A 17,134-nucleotide genomic window follows, 5' to 3' on the forward strand; every position below is an offset into this window, starting at 1 on the left:
ACCAATTTGCCGGAGCGCGCATGTCCGTCGGACGTATCATTGAAACCCCCGATTGCGTGGCCGACGGGGCCAAGTGGCTGGCCGAGACCTGTCCGCGCATGGCCTATGCGATGGACCAGACCGGGCCTTTGCCGCTGCGCCGGCGCCCTGACGGGTTTGCCCAGCTGCTCAGCGCGATCGTCAGCCAACAGGTCAGCGTGGCCTCGGCCAATGCCATATGGAAACGCCTGCAAGATGCAAAACTGACGGGCCCACGCAAAATCATGTGGGCCACCGATGAGGATTTGCGTGCGGTGGGCCTGAGCCGCCAAAAGATCAGATATGCCCGAGCGCTTGCGGAGGCTCGTATTGATTACAAGGCGTTACGCGACGCACCTGATGAGGATGTTGTGGCGATCCTGACCGAAGTTTCAGGCATAGGCGTCTGGACTGCCGAGATTTACGCGATGTTTTCTCTGGGCCGTGCCGATGTGATTGCGCCGGGCGACCTTGCGCTGCAAGAGGCCGCGCGCATCCTCTATGATTTACCCAAGCGACCTACGGATAAAGAACTGCGCCAGATGGCCGAAGCGTGGTCACCCTGGCGGTCGGTTGCAGCGCGGGTGTTGTGGGCCTATTACCGGGTCGCAAAAGAACGAGAAGGGATCAGATGACACGGGTTTTGAATGCGCTCCGAAAAGAGCCGGTTTCGGGCGATACGCGCTCGGTCGTGGTGTTCGTGCATGGCTATGGCGCCAACGGGGCCGACTTGCTGGGCCTGGCCGATGTGTTAGGTGAGCATCTACCGGACACTCTGTTCGTTGCCCCTGACGCGCCCGAGCAGATCCCGGGTATGCCCAATGGCTTTCAGTGGTTCCCGATCCCGTGGATTGATGGCTCTTCCGAAGAAGAATCGCGCCGCGGGATGGAAATGGCGGCGGATGACTTCGACGCTTTCCTCGATGCGTTGATGGTGGACGAAGATGTTCTGCCCGAGCAGGTGGTTCTGTTCGGTTTCTCGCAGGGCACGATGATGAGCCTGCATGTCGCCCCGCGCCGCGAGGACCCAGTGGCCGGGATAGTAGCCTTTTCAGGACGCCTTCTGGAACCCGATCTGCTGCCGGATGAAACAGTCAGCCGCATGCCGGTCCTACTGGTACATGGCGACGCCGATGACGTCGTGCCGCCACAATCCTTGCCCGAAGCCGCCGAGGCCCTGCAAGCGGCTGAGTTCAAAGAGGTCTATGCCCATGTCATGAAGGGCACCGGCCACGGTATTGCCCCGGATGGTCTTAGCGTCGCACTGGCTTTCATGCGTGACAAGCTGAGCCTTTAAGCGATGATTGCGGTCCGCCCCATGATGCCCGAGGATGTCGCAGCAGCTTGCGATTTGCTCAACCAGATCATCGCCATTGGTGGTACGACTGCGTTCGAAACCCCTTTCTCCGAGGCGCAGTTTGCGCAGAGTTATCTATTGGGTCTCGATAAGATTTGCAGCCATGTGGCGATGGACGCGCAAGGTGAGGTTGCCGGGTTTCAATGGCTTGGGGTGAATGACGCACTGCCCGACGATTGTGCTGACATTGCGACCTTCACCCGCCGCGAACCGGTTTTGAAGGGGGCAGGGCGTGCCTTGTTTGAAGAAACCGCCAAATTTGCCGTAGGGGTTGGGCTCGGTTCCATCAGCGCGACAATAAGGGCTGATAACCGGATGGGCCTGAACTATTATGAGAAGATGGGATTCCAAGATTACTCGGTTGATTTTGGTGTGCCCCTTCGTGACGGCACGCCGGTCGACAGGATTACCAAACGGATTGATCTGAGATTGGAGATACCATGCTGATCGTAACCGGAACTATCGAAATTACGCCGGAAGGTGTCGAGGCTGCCAGAAAAGCTGCGCAGGAAATGGTTGCCGAGACGGTGAAGGAAGCAGGCTGCACGGTCTATGAATTCAGCCAGATTCTGGGTCATGCCAATCGGTTTCGGATCTACGAAGAATGGGAAAGTCAGGCCGCGCTCGAGGCGCATTTTGCCACACCGCACATGGCAACATTTCAGGCGGTGCTAGGCAAGGTCGGAGTGACTGAAAGTCTAATCTATCGGATCACGGGAGGTGACAAGAAACCGCTGCGGTGATCCTAGTCCCATAAGGAAGGCTCGGCGAATTCGATGGAATTCCCGGACGGGTCGCGAACGTATAAAGACAGTACTCCGTTCGGCCATTCAAATTCAGCGTCTACGGGCACGTTCCAGTCTATAAGATGTTTTCGCATCACCGCGATTTGCGCGCGCGCCATGCCAAAGCAGGCATGACCCGGACCTTGGGCGCCATGGGCGGGAACAGGCAGGCGCGGGTTGCCTGGAGGTTTTTCGGTCTCTGCCGCATTGAATAGCAGCAACACTGAACCACCCACCTTGTAGAACACATGCCGGTTGGCGACACGCTGGATTTGCTCAAGCGCCAGAACGTCCCCATAGAAATGCTCTGCAGCATCCAGGTCGTCGACATAAAGTGACGCTTCTAAAAGGCCGGTTGGCTGCGGAATGTCAGGTGATACCTTCATTCCTCTATCCTATCACAAATAGGCGTTTCGGTCACCGACGTGGGCGCCGATCCCGCTTGCGCGAAGAAGATGGCGCGAGGGCAGGCATAGATAGGCTATCCCATTGCCCCGGCTCAAGCCCGTCCAATGTCCAGTCGCCAATCCGGGCGCGGATCAGTCGAAGGGTCGGGTGCCCAACGGCCGCCGTCATCCTGCGCACTTGCCTGTTTCGACCTTCTCGAAGGACCAGTTCGACCCAACAATCCGACACCGTCTGCCGCACTCTGATCGGCGGGTCGCGCGGCCATAATGCCTCGGGCTGATCCATCAATCGCGCCTTGGCAGGGCGGGTCAAGCCCTCCTTCAGCTCAACACCATCGCGCAGGGCTTTTAGGGCGGAGGCGTCTGGCTCCCCTTCGACCTGCACCCAATAGGTCTTAGCCATTTTATGCTTGGGATCGGCTATCCGCGCCTGAAGGCGACCATTGTCGGTCAACAGCATCAAACCTTCGCTATCGCGGTCCAATCGCCCGGCGGGATACACGTCCGGCAGATCAATGAAATCCGACAGCGTACTGCGCGGAGACTCCGCATTCGCGCGATCCGTGAACTGCGGCAATACATTGAATGGTTTATTGAAGCGGATGAACCAGGACATTACCCGCCATAGCCCGGCGATCGAATTGGTGCAACCTGTGGATAACTGTCATCGGCCTGTTACGGATTCGGAATGCTCAATCCCCGAGATATTGTGGAAACTCAGGGCTTGTCAGAGCTTTAACACGATATATAGTAAAGCTAAGGCCGGGGCGGGGGTTCTCCGCTCTGATGTCAAAAGAGGCAGAGCAGAGCGTGGAGCGATTCTGATATGGACGGAGACTTCAGGACCGAATTTGTCAGGGAACCCGGTGCGCTCAAGCATCATCCGGCATTGGTTTTGAACGCCGATTACCGCCCCTTGTCCTACTATCCACTATCGCTCTGGCCGTGGCAGGAGGCCATAAAAGCTGCCTGGCTGGACAGGGTGGATATCGTCGCCGAATATGACGAAGTTGTCCGAAGCCCGAGCACCGAGATACGAATACCCTCGGTCGTTGTGCTGAAAGATTATGTAAAACCCAGAAAGCGCGTGGCCTTCACGCGCTTTAATTTATTTCTGAGGGATGAATTCCGCTGCCAATACTGTGGCAGCCGTGGGGATCTGACCTTTGATCATGTGATCCCGCGCGCGGCGGGCGGGGTGACAAGCTGGCAGAACGTTGTTGCGGCCTGTAGCCCATGTAACTTGCGCAAAGGGTCTAAATCACTGCGGCAAGCAGGAATGACATTGCGCAAGCCTCCGCGGCAGCCGGATGCCGAGGCTTTGCGCAACGTTGGACGAAAATTCCCACCGAACCACCTGCATGACAGTTGGATCGACTTTCTCTATTGGGATGCGGAACTGGACGAGCTCTAACGGCCTTCACGCCACGCGGCGAACCAGAGCAGAACCAGAACGAAAGACAAAGCGGCATTCCATCCGGCCATGGAAACACCAAATAACTCCCATGGAATATCATCACAGCGTACCAGTGGTGCCGACATGATCTGATCCAGCAGTTCTTCTGCCGACAGACCGCCGATGCTGCTTGATGTGCAGCTTGACGGACCTTCCCACAAACCGCGTTCTACACCAGCGTGATAGACACCAATGACCGCAGTGGTCAGCGCCGCCATGACGCCTAAAAGAGGGAGGATCGCCAGCCGAGGTAGCGCAAGCGCCGCAGCACCGATCAGGATGGCGACAGCATGCGGATAGCGTTGCCAGATGCACATTTTGCAGGGTGTAAGCCCGCCGAGATACTGAAACGCAAAGGCCCCAAGCAGCAATGCTACAGATCCAAACGTGGCAACCAGGACCAGTAAATTTCGTCTTGTCATAGGAATCTCACCGCTAGGAACCCGCCGAACAGAAGGATGATGAACAGGGTAAACATAAGGCCCAGCCGCTTTTCTATAAAGCTGCGGATCGGCTCTCCGAAGCCCCAAAGCAAACCTGCGACGATGAAGAACCGGATCGCTCGGGCCAGGATCGAGGTGGCAATGAAGGTGCCCAGGGGCATCCCTGTCCAGCCGGACATGATGGTGATGACCTTATAGGGAAAAGGCGTAACCCCAGCGGCCAGAACAGCCCAGAAACCAAAGTCATTGAACCGTGTGTTGAACTCTTCCATGGCGTGGGCTTTGCCCATGGATTCAAGGATGGGCTGGCCGAGGCTTTCATAAAAGAACGCGCCGATTGCATAGCCTAACATTCCGCCCAAAACCGAAGCTACCAGTGCAACAGAAGCAATCAGCCAGGCCCGGGAGGGTCGGGCAAGGATCATGGGGATCATCAGAACGTCCGGCGGTATCGGAAAGAAAGAGCTTTCGATGAAGGAAACAATAGCCAGCGCCCACAAGGCATTCGGGTGTTCTGCCAGGCGAATGGTCCAGTCATAAAGAGGTCGCAGCATCAGGTGCAATTTCCCTGTACATGTGTTGGGTAAGCCAAATCATGCGCCCCGCAGGCCGTCAACCTTGCAGGCTGGAACATTCCTCAATCAGGGTGTTTTTTGCCTCTGGACCTTCTCGATTTTGAACGCTAATTCAGTGTCCGTGGCCCAAGTGGCGGAATGGTAGACGCAGGGGATTCAAAATCCCCCGGTAGTGATACCGTGCCGGTTCGAGTCCGGCCTTGGGTACCAAAGTAAAAACAGAGGGTTAGGGGAACCTGCCTTCTGTTTTTTCTTTTCGGCAGTTCTAATTGCTCGCATTCCCAACTCACACGTTCGCGTTCTGGTCAGAATTCCCGATGTCAAAAGCGCATAATTGGATTTGTTTGCGGTCACTGCGGGGCAGATGCGCAAGAAAAGCGTCAAAGGCGGGGAAAATTCAGGAGGGCTTGTCAAATCTGAGGATACGCCTGCTTTGGTGACCTGCTGGCCTTGACAAGCTAATGCTCAGAATGAAACCTCTTACGGGTTGGGAGATTCTGAAAAATCAAAGATATGCCTGCTGCATAGCGGGCGTTGTTGCATATCGCAGGGCCATTTATCCGGCGCTTTGATGTGTCTCCCACCAGAAAAATAATGGGAGTTCACTTATGAAAAACAGCAGCAAGCTTAGCCTCGGCGCGGTTGTCACGGCGGCTCTGATGGCGCCTGCGGCCTATGCCGAAGAGTTTATCACGATCGGCACAGGTGGCGTGACCGGGGTGTATTACCCAACTGGCGGTGCAATCTGTCGTCTGGTCAACAAAGGGCGTAAGGAACATGGTGTGCGCTGCTCGGTCGAATCGACCGGCGGTTCCGTGTACAACATCAACACCATTCGCGAAGGCGAGCTGGAGTTTGGTGTTGCGCAGTCCGACTGGCAGTACCATGCCTATAACGGCAGCTCGAAATTCGAAGAGGCGGGCCCGTTTGAAAACCTGCGCGCCGTCTTCTCGGTTCACCCCGAACCGTTTACCGTTGTGGCCCGTGCCGATTCCGGTGTGACCAATTTCGAAGACCTGAAAGGCAAGCGCGTAAATATCGGTAACCCCGGTTCCGGTCAGCGTGGCACCATGGAGGTTCTGCTGGGCGAAATGGGCTGGTCCACTGACGATTTCGAACTGGCGACCGAGTTGAAGGCGGCGGAACAGTCTGCGGCGCTTTGCGACAACCAGATTGACGCAATGGTCTATACCGTGGGTCACCCCTCGGGCTCGATTCAAGAAGCCACGACGGCTTGCGACTCGGTTCTGGTCAATGTCAGCGGCGAGGCCGTGGACAAGCTGGTCAACGACAACTCGTTCTACCGTACAGCTACCATTCCCGGCGGCATGTACCGCGGGTCGGATGGTGATACCGCGACATTCGGCGTTGGCGCGACCTTCGTGACTTCGGCGGACGTGTCGGATGATGCGGTTTATGCGGTTGTCAGCTCGGTTTTCGAGAACTTCGATGACTTCAAAAAGCTTCACCCGGCATTTGCCAACCTCAAGCCCGAAGAGATGATCGCGGACGGCTTGTCAGCCCCGCTGCATCCGGGTGCCGAGAAGTACTATAAAGAAAAAGGCTGGATTCAATAAGCCAGACCTGACGTGGGGTGCCCGTCGGGCGCCCCGCACAAAACCCGTATCAAGCGGGTGATTCAGAAGGCCGCAAATGGCCACGACGGGGAGACATTTTCATGAGTTCCGAGACACAATCGAACCGCCCGCTATCCGAAGAAGAACTACAGGATCTGGTCGCATCTTCAGATGCCGGAGGGCGTAATCCGGTTGGGAATGTAGGCGTTTTCCTTGCGATCGTGGCGGCGATCTGGTCGATCTTTCAGGTCGTACTTGCTTCGCCCCTGGCGAACTATGTGTTGCCCGGCAGCGTGGTTAACAATTCGCGTCAGTTTCACCTGGCCTTTGCTATGTTTCTGGCCTTTGCAGCCTATCCGGCGCTGAAATCCAGCCCACGGGATTATATCCCTGTGCAAGATTGGATCATGGGCCTTCTGGGCGCGTTTGTGGCGCTGTACGGATATTTCTTCTATACCAAGATCGTCGATGCCGGAGGGCTGGCAGACAACACTGACAAGTGGATCGCGCTGGGTGGGCTATTGCTGTTGTTCGAGGCCGCGCGCCGTGCGCTTGGCCCGGCGATGGCGATCATTGCGACGATCTTTTTGGCCTATGTCTTCTTTGGATCATCCGAATGGGTGCCCGAAGTCATCCGCTGGAAAGGCGCTAGCCTGAAAAAGGCGATGAGCCACATGTGGATCACCTCCGAGGGCGTGTTCGGTATCGCCTTGGGTGTTTCGACCAAGTTTGTATTCCTGTTTGTTCTGTTTGGCGCCTTGTTGGATAAGGCCGGGGCAGGGAACTATTTCATCAAGATGGCCTTTGGCGCGCTGGGTCACCTGCGCGGCGGCCCCGCCAAGGCGGCGGTTGTGGGCTCAGCTGCGACCGGCCTGATCTCGGGCTCGTCCATCGCAAACGTTGTGACCACTGGTACCTTCACCATTCCATTGATGAAACGTGTTGGGTTCAGCAGCGAACAAGCAGGTTCGGTCGAGGTCGCCAGTTCGGTGAACGGGCAGATCATGCCACCCGTCATGGGCGCTGCAGCCTTCTTGATGGTAGAATATGTGGGTATTTCCTATGTCGAGGTGATCACCCACGCCTTCCTGCCAGCGGCGATCTCATACATTGCTCTGGTCTATATCGTGCATCTCGAAGCCGTAAAGCGGAACATGCCCACATTGGGCGACCGCGAAGTGAAGCTGGCACGTACCGTGGTTGGTATGTTCTCGTTCTTCATTGTTTTTGCTGGGCTCTGCTATGGCTCTCAATTCCCTGTGGAGGCGGTGACAAATTGGATGCCGAACTCGGCCGGTCTGGTCCTCAGCCTGATCATCTGCGCAATTTACGTGGCGCTGCTGTATCTGGCCGCACAGGTGCCCGATCTGGAACCCGATGACCCGAATGCCAAAGAGGTGACGCTGCCGGTCATTAGCGAGATCTACAAGGCCGGTCTGCATTACCTTCTGCCGATCATCGTGCTGGTCTATTTCCTGATGATTGAACAGAAATCGCCCGGTCTTTCGGCCTTTTGGGCCACGTCCTTGCTGTTTGTGATCCTGCTGACGCAGAAACCGCTGAAGGCGATGTTCCGGGGGCAAAGCAACCTCTACAACGCGTTCATCGACGGTGTCGCGGATCTGTGGCAGGGCATGATCGACGGCGCGCGCAACATGATCGGTATCGCGCTGGCGACGGCCACGGCGGGTGTGATCGTGGGAACCGTTACCCTTACCGGTGTGGGCCAAGTGATGGCCGATCTGGTCGAGTTCCTGTCTGGCGGCAATCTGATCCTGATGCTGATCATGGTCGGTATCCTCAGCCTGATCCTGGGCATGGGCCTGCCGACCACTGCGAACTATATCGTCGTCAGTTCTTTGATGGCCGGTGTGGTCGTGGAGCTGGGCGCGCAGAGCGGGCTGATTGTGCCGCTGATCGCGGTGCATCTGTTTGTCTTCTACTTTGGCATCATGGCGGATGTGACGCCGCCTGTGGGGCTGGCCAGTTTCGCCGCTGCTGCCGTATCGGGGGGCGATGCGATCAAGACCGGATTCATCGCCTTCTTCTATAGCCTGCGCACGGTCGCGTTGCCGTTTGTCTTCATCTTCAACACAGACCTTCTGTTGATTGATGTGACCTGGGTCGAAGGGATAATCGTTGCGATATTTGCGACGATAGCGATCCTTGTCTTTACGGCGGGCACGATGGGCTACTTCCTGACCCGCAGCCGGATCTATGAGAGCGTTGCCTTGGTCGCGGTTGCTTTCGCACTATTCCGTCCGGATTACTTTATGGACAGGATTTCACCCCCATATCAGACCGTTGAACCGGCAGCTTTCACCGAAACGATCGGGGAAACACCGCCCGGAACCGAGGTACGTCTGGTCATCAGCGGCCCGGATTTCGACACGCTTGAGATGGTGGATACCACGGTTGTCGTCTCTGTCGGCGACGAAGACGGCGGTCCTGCACGGGTTGATGCGATGGGTCTACTGCTGATCGAAGAGGACGGTCTGATCAAGCTGGAAGAGCCGCTGTTCGGCGCGCCTGTTGCCGATGATCTGAGCATCTTCGACTATTACGGGGATGAGGCCGTGCGCCTGACCTCGGTCAGCCTGCCGTCAAGCCAGCCACCCAAGCAGCTGGTCTATATCCCGGCGATGATCCTGTTGGGTCTGATCGCCTTCCTGCAACGCGGCCGTGCCGCCAGACAAGGGGTGCCCGCATGACACGTTCTGTTCTGTGTGCTGTTGATATCAGCAATGGCAAAATTGATGGCCCGGTCCTTCAAAAGGCCGCTGCATTGGCCGATTTGGAGGGGGCGCAGCTGGATGTGGTCAGTGTTCTGCCCGATTTTGGAGAAAGCTGGGTGTCCGGCTTTTTCCAGGCGGATTTCCATGAAAAGGCTTTGGCCGAGGCGCAGAAACAACTGACCGAGCTGTGCGCATCAACATTGGGCAGTGAGCGCAATGAAAAGATCCGCCATGTGGTGGCCACGGGCACGGCCTATCAGGAGATCCTGAAAACCGCAGAAAGCGCCGGATCTGACCTGATCGTCATTGGGGCGCATAAGCCGGACTTCAAGGATTACCTGCTGGGTCCGAATGCTGCGCGCGTCGTGCGGCATTCGACAGTCTCGGTCTACGTGGTGCGATGATCTAATACCCGGTCATTTCAAGATAGCCACGGCCTGAATGGCTGCCTGAGACCGTAACGGGGCCCTCCCAATAGGCAAAGCGGGTTGCCATCCAGGCTTTGGGTGTCAGGGCGCTGACGACAATATCCACCCCGCGGGCGGGGAGTGTGACACGCCATTCAATCGGGATATCCCGGTCGGCGACATGAGCGGTCTGAAGCGGTTCAAAAGAAACAGAGCCATCGGCAAGCGCGGTGGTTTCGCCATCCTTGCCGATCCACGTGGCAGAGGTGAAATCCTCAGCCTCTCCTCGCAGGCGAAAGGCCATCAGCTTGTCGCCGCCTTCAAAGCTGAGCGAGAACCAATCCCATCCGCTTTGATCCTCGGCCAAGGGCTGCGAGGACCATTCCCGATCCAGCCAACCCTGTCCGGTTACCGCAACATCCCCATCCGGCAGATGCACTGTGCCTGTCAGGTCGAAAAACGGCTGTGAATAGTAATGACTTGCCTGCCCCTGCGTAGACTTGACCGAATACCCGGCATCCCCGTGAAAGACCAAAGGCCCCGTTGCGCGCATTGACAGATCGTATCCGAACTCAGAACCGTTGGCCCTAATCTTCAGCGCATTAAAGTCGGTTCCGCGCATGTACCATTCGTCGATCCAGGCTTCGAATGGGGTGGCGGTTACCCCGGCCTGACCGATACCGCCCCGCGACAGACGTTCAGCAAAGTAATGGGCATCAGGAGTGGTCAAGGCGGCATGGCCCAACCACAACTGCGGACTTTGCCAGGATTGCTCTTCATAGGGTTTCAGCGCCGAGCGGAACAACGTCCATTGCACACCGTAATCGCGCCCGTCTTCTCCTTTCAGGTTTGCGGTCAGATACCACCATTCGATCTTGAAAGTGGGATGGGGACCGTGATCCTGCGGAAAGCTTAACTGATACCCAAGCTGGGGGACGTCGAACCCGTCGGCCTCACCTCCAAGACCGGCAAAGCCCTGCGCCCGAAGTTGGGCGGGCAATAGCAGGGCCAGAATTAGGAACCAGGCTTTAGCGTTCATTGGCAAACACTCTTAACAACTCGGCAGGCGGGATGCGCAGCAACCGAAGGGCTGGAACCGCAGCGGCGATAACAGCGGCCAGTAAGGTCAGAAGAAATAGATAGAACCAGTCGCTTGGGAATAGGTACATTGGTAACCGCCAGCCAAACGCCTCGACATTGATGACCGTCAGCAACGTCCAGGCCAGAACCAACCCAAGCGGCAAGGCCAGCGCAGCGGTCAGAGAGGCGAGAAGCACGCTCTGCGTCAGTTCAAACCGCGCCAGCTGCGCCCGCGTCAGGCCAAGCGCCCAGACCGGCGCGATCTGTGGAAGCCGTTGCGTCCAAAGCGTCAGCAGGCTGGTCAGAATTGCAAATCCAGCAACCCCGAGCGTCAGGATATTCAGCGCAGAGGTCACCACAAATGTGTCTTCGAAGATTTCCGTGGATCGGGCCTTCATGTCAGCTTGATGAACGACTGCCTGCGGAGGAAGGTCAAATTCCGCCCGAAGCCTTTCGGCAACATCGCTGGCTTGATCAGGGGGCATGCGAACGCCATATCGCCGTTCCTCGGTATTGGGTGCGATGTCTTCCAAAAGCTCCATCGACACGATGGCTTGTCCGGTTGGATTGCCATAATCAGAATAGACCCCTGCAATGACCAGCTTGTGACCCGGGCGGAGCGTGATTTGATCTCCGGGCCACAGACTGGATCTGCGCGCAAGCTGTTCGTTGATCAGAACGGCGGTTCCGGACATCACCTGATCCCATACTCCGGGCACTGAGGCGATCAGCGGCCAGTTTTCTTGATAAACCGGATTGTTCACCACCCCGTAAAGAAACAAGGGGCCGCTTCCGTGCGACAGCTCGACGCTGCGGATCGGCAAAACGGCGTCGACCTGAGGCAGCAGCCATTTCTTGATGTCCTGCGCCTGTTGTTCGTCGGATGCGGTTATATACAGTTCTGATGTCAGTCGTTGGTCAAGCCACCCAGTAAATGTCAGCCGGAAACTCGACACCATGGTTCCAACGCCGATATTTGCGGCCAATGCCAACATCAATGCCATCAGGGCCAAAGAGAGACCGGGCAGTTGCGCCTGCATGTCGGCGAATACCCATTGTCTGACCGGACCGTTCTGTAGCTTCTGAAGTCCGGTTACTGCGATCAGCAAGAGAAACGGTAAAATCAACGCAGAACCCGTCAGGATTCCGGCAACCAGCACGAACCCTGCGACCAAACCGTCGGCCACAAAGATTGAAACGATCCCCAACCCAATCAGGAATACTCCGATCAGAGCCAATCTTTTGGTTGCAGTGTCATCCCCCCGCCAGGCCTGCGGACCCGGGCTGGATAACAGCGGCAGCCGAGCCAATCGGAACAAAGCCTGAGAGCTGGCCAACAGCGTTCCAAACAGGGCCATGGCCAAGCCCGCGAGAACCCAGTGCAGTTGAAGCGATAGCTGACCTTCAACTGGTGCACCATACAACCCGCGTAGGGTCGATGCCACGTCGGGCAGCAAGGCCCCGGCCAGCAGGAAACCCAGTACCAGACCGGCGCCCCCTCCAATCAGGGCCAGCAGCGAAAGTTCGCCCAGAATGATCCATACGATCTGACGCATCGGAACGCCTAGCGCACGTATTGTTCTGATAATTGCTCGGCGCTGTGCAAAGGCCAGCCCGACGGTGCCATGGACGATGAACAGCCCGACGGCAAAGGACAAAAGAGCAAAGGCAGACAGGTTGAGGTGGAAGCTCTCTGTCAGTTGCGCCGTGTCCAATCTGGTCGAGGCTGCAACGCGTGTCAGATCGGGGGCGATCTGCTCAAGCGGCGGGATCGCTCGGGGTTGATCAGGCAGGATGACCAGACGTGAAATCTGCCACTTTTTGTCAAGCAGCTGTTCGGCAACGCCAATATCGGTAAAGACCAGATCGGGCGGCAGCGCGTCGCTGGACAGGATCGTGGGCAGGTCGCTTGCCTGCGCCAGAATCTGGGCCAGTTCCGTCGCGACTATTATCCTGCCCGGCGCGGTGAGCATATCTGCGGGATCGGGCGGCGTATCGCTTTGTTCCAAACGGCTGAGGGCCGGTAGGGGTGGAAAGGCGACCAAGTCGACCCCCATGACCTGCAGATTGCGCCCGCTATGGCGCCAACGCCCCTCAAGCACCGCAGCGACCTGCCAGCCAGCCCGACGCAAGCTGACATAATGGTCGATCGTCAAATTCCCCGAGGTGGCGTGCAATTCATCGTATTGACCAAATGAGAGTTGATCATTGGCCCGTTGATAGCTTGCCCGGGCCTCGGAATTTATGGCTTGAACTGCCGACCATAGCCCGGTCGCAAGCGCAATGCCGGTCAACAAGGTTAACAGCTGAAGCCAATGGGCACGCCAGTGCGACACCAACGCCTGTATGATGGCCAAAGTCACGAGATTAGGCCGCCGGACAGGCGGACCTGTTGGTCCAGACGGGCTGCTATGTCCTGCGAATGTGTCACCAAAAGCAGGGCTGCGCTGGTTTCGGCGACCAGCGCAAGCATCAAATCCAATACATTGGTACTTGCGACCTCATCCAGATTTCCTGTTGGTTCATCCGCGAGCAAAAGACTGGGGCGCGGCGCAAGGGCGCGTCCGATGGCAACGCGTTGCTGCTGGCCGCCTGACAGGTTCTCGGGAAAGCGGTTCAGCAGGTCCCGCAATTCCAGTTTGTCGGCAAGATGATCGCACCAGTCCGGATCATGTTTACTGGCAAGCCTGGCATGGAAGGACAGGTTTTGGCCGACCGTCAACGACGGGATCAGATTGAACTGTTGGAATACCAGCGCCACACGCTCGCGCCGAAGGGCTGCGCGCCCGGTATCGTCTAGTGTGGACAGGTTGGTTCCGTCCAGTGAGATTTCGCCCGCATCGAATATGTCCAGCGCACCTGCGAGATTTAGAAGCGTGCTTTTGCCACTGCCACTTTCCCCGGTTAGGGCAAGCGTTTGGCCATGGTCCAACGACAGAGATACTCCGTTCAAAATCGGTCGACCGTTCGCATATGATTTATGGACATCAGTTATTGTAAGCAGCATTCATAGGCGCCCTGTATTCTGCCACTCACAATTTGCAGCCGACAGAAGCGGTGTCCAGTTCAATGGCGCTATCGTTTCCATTCGTCGCAGACGCAGGGTTGCCCAATCCTGCATTTGAAGCGATTGTGACGAGACTTAAAAACAGAGGGGATGGGCGCCGGTGACCTTATCCGAGCAGATTATCTGGGGAAGCGTTTATTTGGGTATCTGCTTTTTGATCGAAATTGCCCTGCTGACTTGGTGCATGCAGATCATCCGCGTGATGTCGATCAAACTGGAAAAAAGCAAAAGGTTCGTCACCATTGCAAGCCCGCTGACTATCGCGCTGATTTTTATCGTGATGATCCATACCTTTCAGGTCTGGCTTTGGGCGATTGTCTGGGTCTTTGGGGATGTTCTGGCGGACTGGAACTCGGCGCTGTATTTCTCTTTGGTTACGTTCACAACGCTGGGTTACGGCGACATTGTTCTGGACGACGGGCTGCGCATTTTTGGTGCCTTTGCCTCGGTCACCGGGCTTTTGGCATTTGGGCTGTCCACAGCCTTTTTGGTCGCGGTCATGTCGCGGGTGCTGCAGGAAGAGTCGATCCTTTAAAGGATTGGTGCGAACAACCGCGCCAGAGGCGAGCCGAACCGAATATAGGCCGGTTGTTCGGGCAAGGTTTTGTCCAGCTCATAGCTGGATTCAAAGTCCATCAGCAGCATGTTGTGAACCGCATGGGCCGCGTCCTTGTCAAAGAACAGGGCCATCGCCTCAAAATTCAGGCGGAAAGAGCGATTGTCCAGATTGGTTGTGCCAACAGCGGTCAGAGTGTCGTCCACCAGAAATACTTTTTGATGCATGAACCCATCAGTGTACCGGTAGACCCGTGCGCCGCATTCCCTGATCTCGTCGAAATAGGCAAAGGCCGCCAGCCAAGGCAAGCGGTGATCAATCACGTCGGGAACCAGAATGCGAACATCTACCCCGCGCATTGCGGCGTGGCGTAGTGCGGTCATGATGTCGATATCAGGAACGAAATAGGGGGATGCGATCCACAATCGTTCCTTTGCTTCCGTGATTGCAGAAAAGAACATCATGGCGCCGGTTTCGGTTTCGTCCCCCGGACCTGTGGCGACGAGAAGGGCGTTCATGTCCTGATCAGATTCCTGACCCGCCCAGGCCAGTTGATCTATCAGGTCTTCTTGATGCGCCCAGTACCAGTCCTCTGTAAAGATCAGTTGTAGTTGGCGCACGATATGTCCAGTCAGCCTTATGTGTGTGTCCCGCCAATGTCCGAACTTTGCGGACTGACCGAGATATTCGTCGCCGACATTGTGGCCGCCGATAAAGCCGATTTCACCGTCTATGATCACCGTTTTCCTGTGATTGCGATAGTTTAGCTGAAATCGCTGTCCTGGATGACGCTTTTCATGCTGACCGGCAACGTGAATTCCCGCCGCGCGCAGCGACGTGATGTAGCTTGTCGGTAAGCCATAACTGCCTACGGCGTCGGTCATAAAGCGAACTTGCACGCCGCGCTCTGCGGCGGCGATCAGTTTGCTTTGCAGTTGCCGCCCCAATCCGTCATCACGCACGATGTAGAATTGGACAAGCACATAGTCCTGAGCCGCGTCGATAGCCTGAAAGATAGCGTCAAAGGTTGCCTGCCCATCGACAAGCAAATCTGCACCGTTGCCACGTGATATGGGTAGATGCGCAAGCTCTTCGAAAGGGAGTGGGTTGATCGTAATCATGCCCGGATCTGGGCGCGAAAAATCCGCAAAGCTCTTTATCCCTTCGACAACAGTCTCAGCGTGCTTTCGGGCCATGCGATACCCGCGAAAACGATGATGTCCCAGAAACAAGTACAGCGGTACGCCAGCTATCGGCGCCGAGATCAAAAACACCACCCATCCCACGGCACCCTGCGGTGTGCGCGCTGTTTGAGCCGCGCGTATCGAAAAGACCGCGGCGGTCAGGTACAAACATAGGACAAAGAGGGAAACAAAGAGTGTCAGCATGGAGGATTCGATCCTGGCATTTTCCTTAGTGTTTCAAGTTGCTTTGGGGATTGACCTGTTCAGACTGTATTCCCCGATGGCGGCCCTTCGTCGCCGAGTTCACCATTCAGGGACATTAAAATTGCGATCGGGCGCAATGCGGGAATATGGCTGAAGATGATCAGGATGCAGACGGTCAGCGGAACGCTCAGGAAGGCTCCGATCAGACCCCAGACCGTGGTCCAGAACATAAGTGCCAGAATGACCAGAAATGTCGACATGTTCAGCGATCGGCCCAGCATGGCCGGGTCCAGAAAATTACCGATCATGAACTGAAGTGTGCCACAGCCGAAAACTATGATCAGAAACGGCCCGATACTTTCAAATTGAACCAGTGCAATCGCCGCTGGAAACAGAACCGCAATAATTGACCCAATCGAGGGTATGAAATTCAAGGCAAAGGTCAGCACGGCCCATGTCTCGGAATACTCAAGACCAAGGGTTTTGAAGACCACATAGCTGATTCCAGCCGTTATCAGGCTGATAAAGGTCTTCACTCCGACATAACGCTGCAGACTAAAGGAAATCGCGTCCAGAACCAAAGCGAACTCGGCACCGGTTTTAGGGTCACCGGCGGCCATACGGATCTTTTTGCGGAATGCCAGACGTTCGGCCATCAAGAAGGCAACGTAAAGGCTGATGAGGAAAAACTGGTTCAGCAAGGACGTTGCGCTGCCCAGCAGCATCCGGGCGACGAAAGACATATCGATATTGACCAGATTGTCCCTGATGAAGGCCGTGATATCGTTGCCCACAAGGTCGTTTATGCGGTTAACGGCCTCGTCGAACTGGCTTTCGTATGTATTGATCGAGCGTGCAAACTGCGTCGCCTGATTGCCCAGAATATACATGATCATGAACAACCCGACCAAAACCACGGTCACTCCAGCCAGGTTAGCCAACCAGACCGGAGCTTTGGTCAGCGCAATAACCCGGTCACTCAGCGCGATGATCAGGACGTTGATCAGCAAGGCCATGGTCAGCGGGATCAGAAAAGCGGAACCTGCATAAAGCCCCAATACGATCAGTGACACGACAATCGCGGTGTCGCGGACAACCGAAAGGCGCAACCTGTTCGGCATGCTTGGGTTCTGGTCGCTGGTTGGCATTTTTCGCCCGGCTTTGTGTAGGTTCCGTTTCGATCCTGCACGGGACAAAGGGATTATGCAATGCAACCAAACATTTGGAGTTGGTTAATTGCGTCCAGTCGGGTTTTGCCGGTTCTGGTTCGAATACAGTCAGGG

General features: G+C 56.4%; 18 protein-coding genes and 1 tRNA gene. 10 read left to right on the plus strand and 9 right to left on the minus strand.

What is annotated here, in order from left to right; translation table 11 throughout:
- The first annotated feature begins 20 nt into the window (after positions 1–20).
- From AC2FH0_RS02495 to AC2FH0_RS02510, 4 genes are read left to right on the plus strand one after another with little or no spacing between them, the layout of a single operon-like run.
- A complete protein-coding gene (locus AC2FH0_RS02495; protein WP_496788471.1) occupies positions 21–653 on the plus strand; it encodes a DNA-3-methyladenine glycosylase family protein in 633 nt (210 codons plus the stop codon).
- Positions 650–1,315: an alpha/beta hydrolase gene (locus AC2FH0_RS02500; RefSeq protein WP_496700409.1), complete on the plus strand. Its 666-nt coding sequence runs from the start codon at positions 650–652 to the stop codon at positions 1,313–1,315. The genes AC2FH0_RS02495 and AC2FH0_RS02500 overlap by 4 nt, the downstream gene beginning before the upstream one ends.
- 3 nt (positions 1,316–1,318) lie before the next feature.
- Positions 1,319–1,822: a GNAT family N-acetyltransferase gene (locus tag AC2FH0_RS02505; RefSeq protein WP_281972058.1), complete on the plus strand. Its 504-nt coding sequence runs from the start codon at positions 1,319–1,321 to the stop codon at positions 1,820–1,822.
- Positions 1,816–2,118 carry a putative quinol monooxygenase gene (locus tag AC2FH0_RS02510; protein WP_496691199.1) on the plus strand — a complete coding sequence of 101 codons (303 nt, stop codon included), beginning with the start codon at positions 1,816–1,818 and terminating at the stop codon, positions 2,116–2,118. Before AC2FH0_RS02505 ends, AC2FH0_RS02510 begins: the two co-directional genes overlap by 7 nt.
- A gap of 2 nt (positions 2,119–2,120) precedes the next feature.
- Here AC2FH0_RS02510 and AC2FH0_RS02515 read toward each other — a convergent pair whose 3' ends face one another.
- Both AC2FH0_RS02515 and AC2FH0_RS02520 read right to left on the minus strand, forming a co-directional pair.
- Complete coding sequence (locus AC2FH0_RS02515) at positions 2,121–2,546, minus strand: VOC family protein (RefSeq protein WP_142633659.1); 426 nt, start codon at positions 2,544–2,546, stop codon at positions 2,121–2,123.
- A gap of 31 nt (positions 2,547–2,577) precedes the next feature.
- Positions 2,578–3,183 (minus strand): pseudouridine synthase, encoded by a 606-nt coding sequence (locus tag AC2FH0_RS02520; protein WP_496691200.1) that lies wholly within the window; start codon positions 3,181–3,183, stop codon positions 2,578–2,580.
- Positions 3,184–3,393: 210 nt separating this feature from the next.
- Between AC2FH0_RS02520 and AC2FH0_RS02525 the strand changes: the two genes are divergently transcribed.
- Positions 3,394–3,981 (plus strand): HNH endonuclease, encoded by a 588-nt coding sequence (locus AC2FH0_RS02525; protein WP_142633663.1) that lies wholly within the window; start codon positions 3,394–3,396, stop codon positions 3,979–3,981.
- On the opposite strand, the gene AC2FH0_RS02530 is transcribed toward AC2FH0_RS02525, so the two are convergent.
- The gene (locus tag AC2FH0_RS02530) at positions 3,978–4,445 is read right to left on the minus strand and encodes a disulfide bond formation protein B (protein ID WP_496788473.1); all 468 of its coding nucleotides are present in this window, start codon (positions 4,443–4,445) and stop codon (positions 3,978–3,980) included. The two genes, AC2FH0_RS02525 and AC2FH0_RS02530, sit on opposite strands and share 4 nt — an antisense overlap.
- Entirely contained in the window at positions 4,442–5,020 is a 579-nt protein-coding gene (locus tag AC2FH0_RS02535) for a YqaA family protein (RefSeq protein ID WP_142633667.1), read from the minus strand. Before AC2FH0_RS02535 ends, AC2FH0_RS02530 begins: the two co-directional genes overlap by 4 nt.
- Before the next feature lie 145 nt (positions 5,021–5,165).
- Here AC2FH0_RS02535 and AC2FH0_RS02540 point away from each other — a divergent pair.
- The 4 genes from AC2FH0_RS02540 to AC2FH0_RS02555 all read left to right on the plus strand — a co-directional run bounded on the left by AC2FH0_RS02540 (position 5,166) and on the right by AC2FH0_RS02555 (position 9,757).
- Positions 5,166–5,251, plus strand: a tRNA-Leu gene (locus tag AC2FH0_RS02540).
- Between the two features lie 398 nt (positions 5,252–5,649).
- Positions 5,650–6,618: a TAXI family TRAP transporter solute-binding subunit gene (locus tag AC2FH0_RS02545; protein WP_142633669.1), complete on the plus strand. Its 969-nt coding sequence runs from the start codon at positions 5,650–5,652 to the stop codon at positions 6,616–6,618.
- Between the two features lie 101 nt (positions 6,619–6,719).
- The gene (locus AC2FH0_RS02550) at positions 6,720–9,329 is read left to right on the plus strand and encodes a TRAP transporter permease (protein WP_496691202.1); all 2,610 of its coding nucleotides are present in this window, start codon (positions 6,720–6,722) and stop codon (positions 9,327–9,329) included.
- A complete protein-coding gene (locus tag AC2FH0_RS02555) occupies positions 9,326–9,757 on the plus strand; it encodes a universal stress protein (protein ID WP_271947228.1) in 432 nt (143 codons plus the stop codon). The genes AC2FH0_RS02550 and AC2FH0_RS02555 overlap by 4 nt, the downstream gene beginning before the upstream one ends.
- Position 9,758: 1 nt before the next feature.
- Here the strand turns inward: AC2FH0_RS02555 and AC2FH0_RS02560 are convergent, their stop codons facing one another.
- From AC2FH0_RS02560 to AC2FH0_RS02570, 3 genes are read right to left on the minus strand one after another with little or no spacing between them, the layout of a single operon-like run.
- A complete protein-coding gene (locus tag AC2FH0_RS02560) occupies positions 9,759–10,799 on the minus strand; it encodes a lipocalin-like domain-containing protein (RefSeq protein WP_496788474.1) in 1,041 nt (346 codons plus the stop codon).
- Positions 10,789–13,203, minus strand: a complete 2,415-nt coding sequence (locus tag AC2FH0_RS02565; RefSeq protein ID WP_496788476.1) for an ABC transporter permease — start codon at positions 13,201–13,203, stop codon at positions 10,789–10,791. Before AC2FH0_RS02565 ends, AC2FH0_RS02560 begins: the two co-directional genes overlap by 11 nt.
- On the minus strand, positions 13,200–13,847 hold the full coding sequence (locus AC2FH0_RS02570) for an ABC transporter ATP-binding protein (RefSeq protein ID WP_496700402.1): 648 nt from the start codon (positions 13,845–13,847) through the stop codon (positions 13,200–13,202). Before AC2FH0_RS02570 ends, AC2FH0_RS02565 begins: the two co-directional genes overlap by 4 nt.
- 160 nt (positions 13,848–14,007) lie before the next feature.
- Between AC2FH0_RS02570 and AC2FH0_RS02575 the strand changes: the two genes are divergently transcribed.
- Positions 14,008–14,442 (plus strand): ion channel, encoded by a 435-nt coding sequence (locus AC2FH0_RS02575; RefSeq protein WP_271947221.1) that lies wholly within the window; start codon positions 14,008–14,010, stop codon positions 14,440–14,442.
- Here AC2FH0_RS02575 and cls read toward each other — a convergent pair.
- Both cls and AC2FH0_RS02585 read right to left on the minus strand, forming a co-directional pair.
- Complete coding sequence (gene cls / locus AC2FH0_RS02580) at positions 14,439–15,851, minus strand: cardiolipin synthase (protein ID WP_496788477.1); 1,413 nt, start codon at positions 15,849–15,851, stop codon at positions 14,439–14,441. The two genes, AC2FH0_RS02575 and cls, sit on opposite strands and share 4 nt — an antisense overlap.
- Positions 15,852–15,910: 59 nt before the next feature.
- On the minus strand, positions 15,911–16,999 hold the full coding sequence (locus tag AC2FH0_RS02585) for an AI-2E family transporter (protein ID WP_496788480.1): 1,089 nt from the start codon (positions 16,997–16,999) through the stop codon (positions 15,911–15,913).
- Positions 17,000–17,134 lie beyond the last annotated feature (135 nt).

Source organism: Ruegeria sp. CDSC051, assembly GCF_059610665.1.

What these genes read in the sequence shown, in the direction of transcription:
- AC2FH0_RS02530 (WP_496788473.1), bottom strand. Translation starts at nt 4,445, where the DNA reads ATGACAAGACGAAATTTACTGGTCCTGGTTGCCACGTTTGGATCTGTA.
- AC2FH0_RS02535 (WP_142633667.1), bottom strand. Translation starts at nt 5,020, where the DNA reads ATGCTGCGACCTCTTTATGACTGGACCATTCGCCTGGCAGAACACCCG.
- AC2FH0_RS02550 (WP_496691202.1), top strand. Translation starts at nt 6,720, where the DNA reads ATGAGTTCCGAGACACAATCGAACCGCCCGCTATCCGAAGAAGAACTA.
- AC2FH0_RS02500 (WP_496700409.1), top strand. Translation starts at nt 650, where the DNA reads ATGACACGGGTTTTGAATGCGCTCCGAAAAGAGCCGGTTTCGGGCGAT.
- cls (WP_496788477.1), bottom strand. Translation starts at nt 15,851, where the DNA reads ATGCTGACACTCTTTGTTTCCCTCTTTGTCCTATGTTTGTACCTGACC.
- AC2FH0_RS02570 (WP_496700402.1), bottom strand. Translation starts at nt 13,847, where the DNA reads ATGCTGCTTACAATAACTGATGTCCATAAATCATATGCGAACGGTCGA.
- AC2FH0_RS02510 (WP_496691199.1), top strand. Translation starts at nt 1,816, where the DNA reads ATGCTGATCGTAACCGGAACTATCGAAATTACGCCGGAAGGTGTCGAG.
- AC2FH0_RS02525 (WP_142633663.1), top strand. Translation starts at nt 3,394, where the DNA reads ATGGACGGAGACTTCAGGACCGAATTTGTCAGGGAACCCGGTGCGCTC.
- AC2FH0_RS02585 (WP_496788480.1), bottom strand. Translation starts at nt 16,999, where the DNA reads ATGCCAACCAGCGACCAGAACCCAAGCATGCCGAACAGGTTGCGCCTT.
- AC2FH0_RS02520 (WP_496691200.1), bottom strand. Translation starts at nt 3,183, where the DNA reads ATGTCCTGGTTCATCCGCTTCAATAAACCATTCAATGTATTGCCGCAG.
- AC2FH0_RS02555 (WP_271947228.1), top strand. Translation starts at nt 9,326, where the DNA reads ATGACACGTTCTGTTCTGTGTGCTGTTGATATCAGCAATGGCAAAATT.
- AC2FH0_RS02560 (WP_496788474.1), bottom strand. Translation starts at nt 10,799, where the DNA reads ATGAACGCTAAAGCCTGGTTCCTAATTCTGGCCCTGCTATTGCCCGCC.
- AC2FH0_RS02515 (WP_142633659.1), bottom strand. Translation starts at nt 2,546, where the DNA reads ATGAAGGTATCACCTGACATTCCGCAGCCAACCGGCCTTTTAGAAGCG.
- AC2FH0_RS02545 (WP_142633669.1), top strand. Translation starts at nt 5,650, where the DNA reads ATGAAAAACAGCAGCAAGCTTAGCCTCGGCGCGGTTGTCACGGCGGCT.
- AC2FH0_RS02495 (WP_496788471.1), top strand. Translation starts at nt 21, where the DNA reads ATGTCCGTCGGACGTATCATTGAAACCCCCGATTGCGTGGCCGACGGG.
- AC2FH0_RS02505 (WP_281972058.1), top strand. Translation starts at nt 1,319, where the DNA reads ATGATTGCGGTCCGCCCCATGATGCCCGAGGATGTCGCAGCAGCTTGC.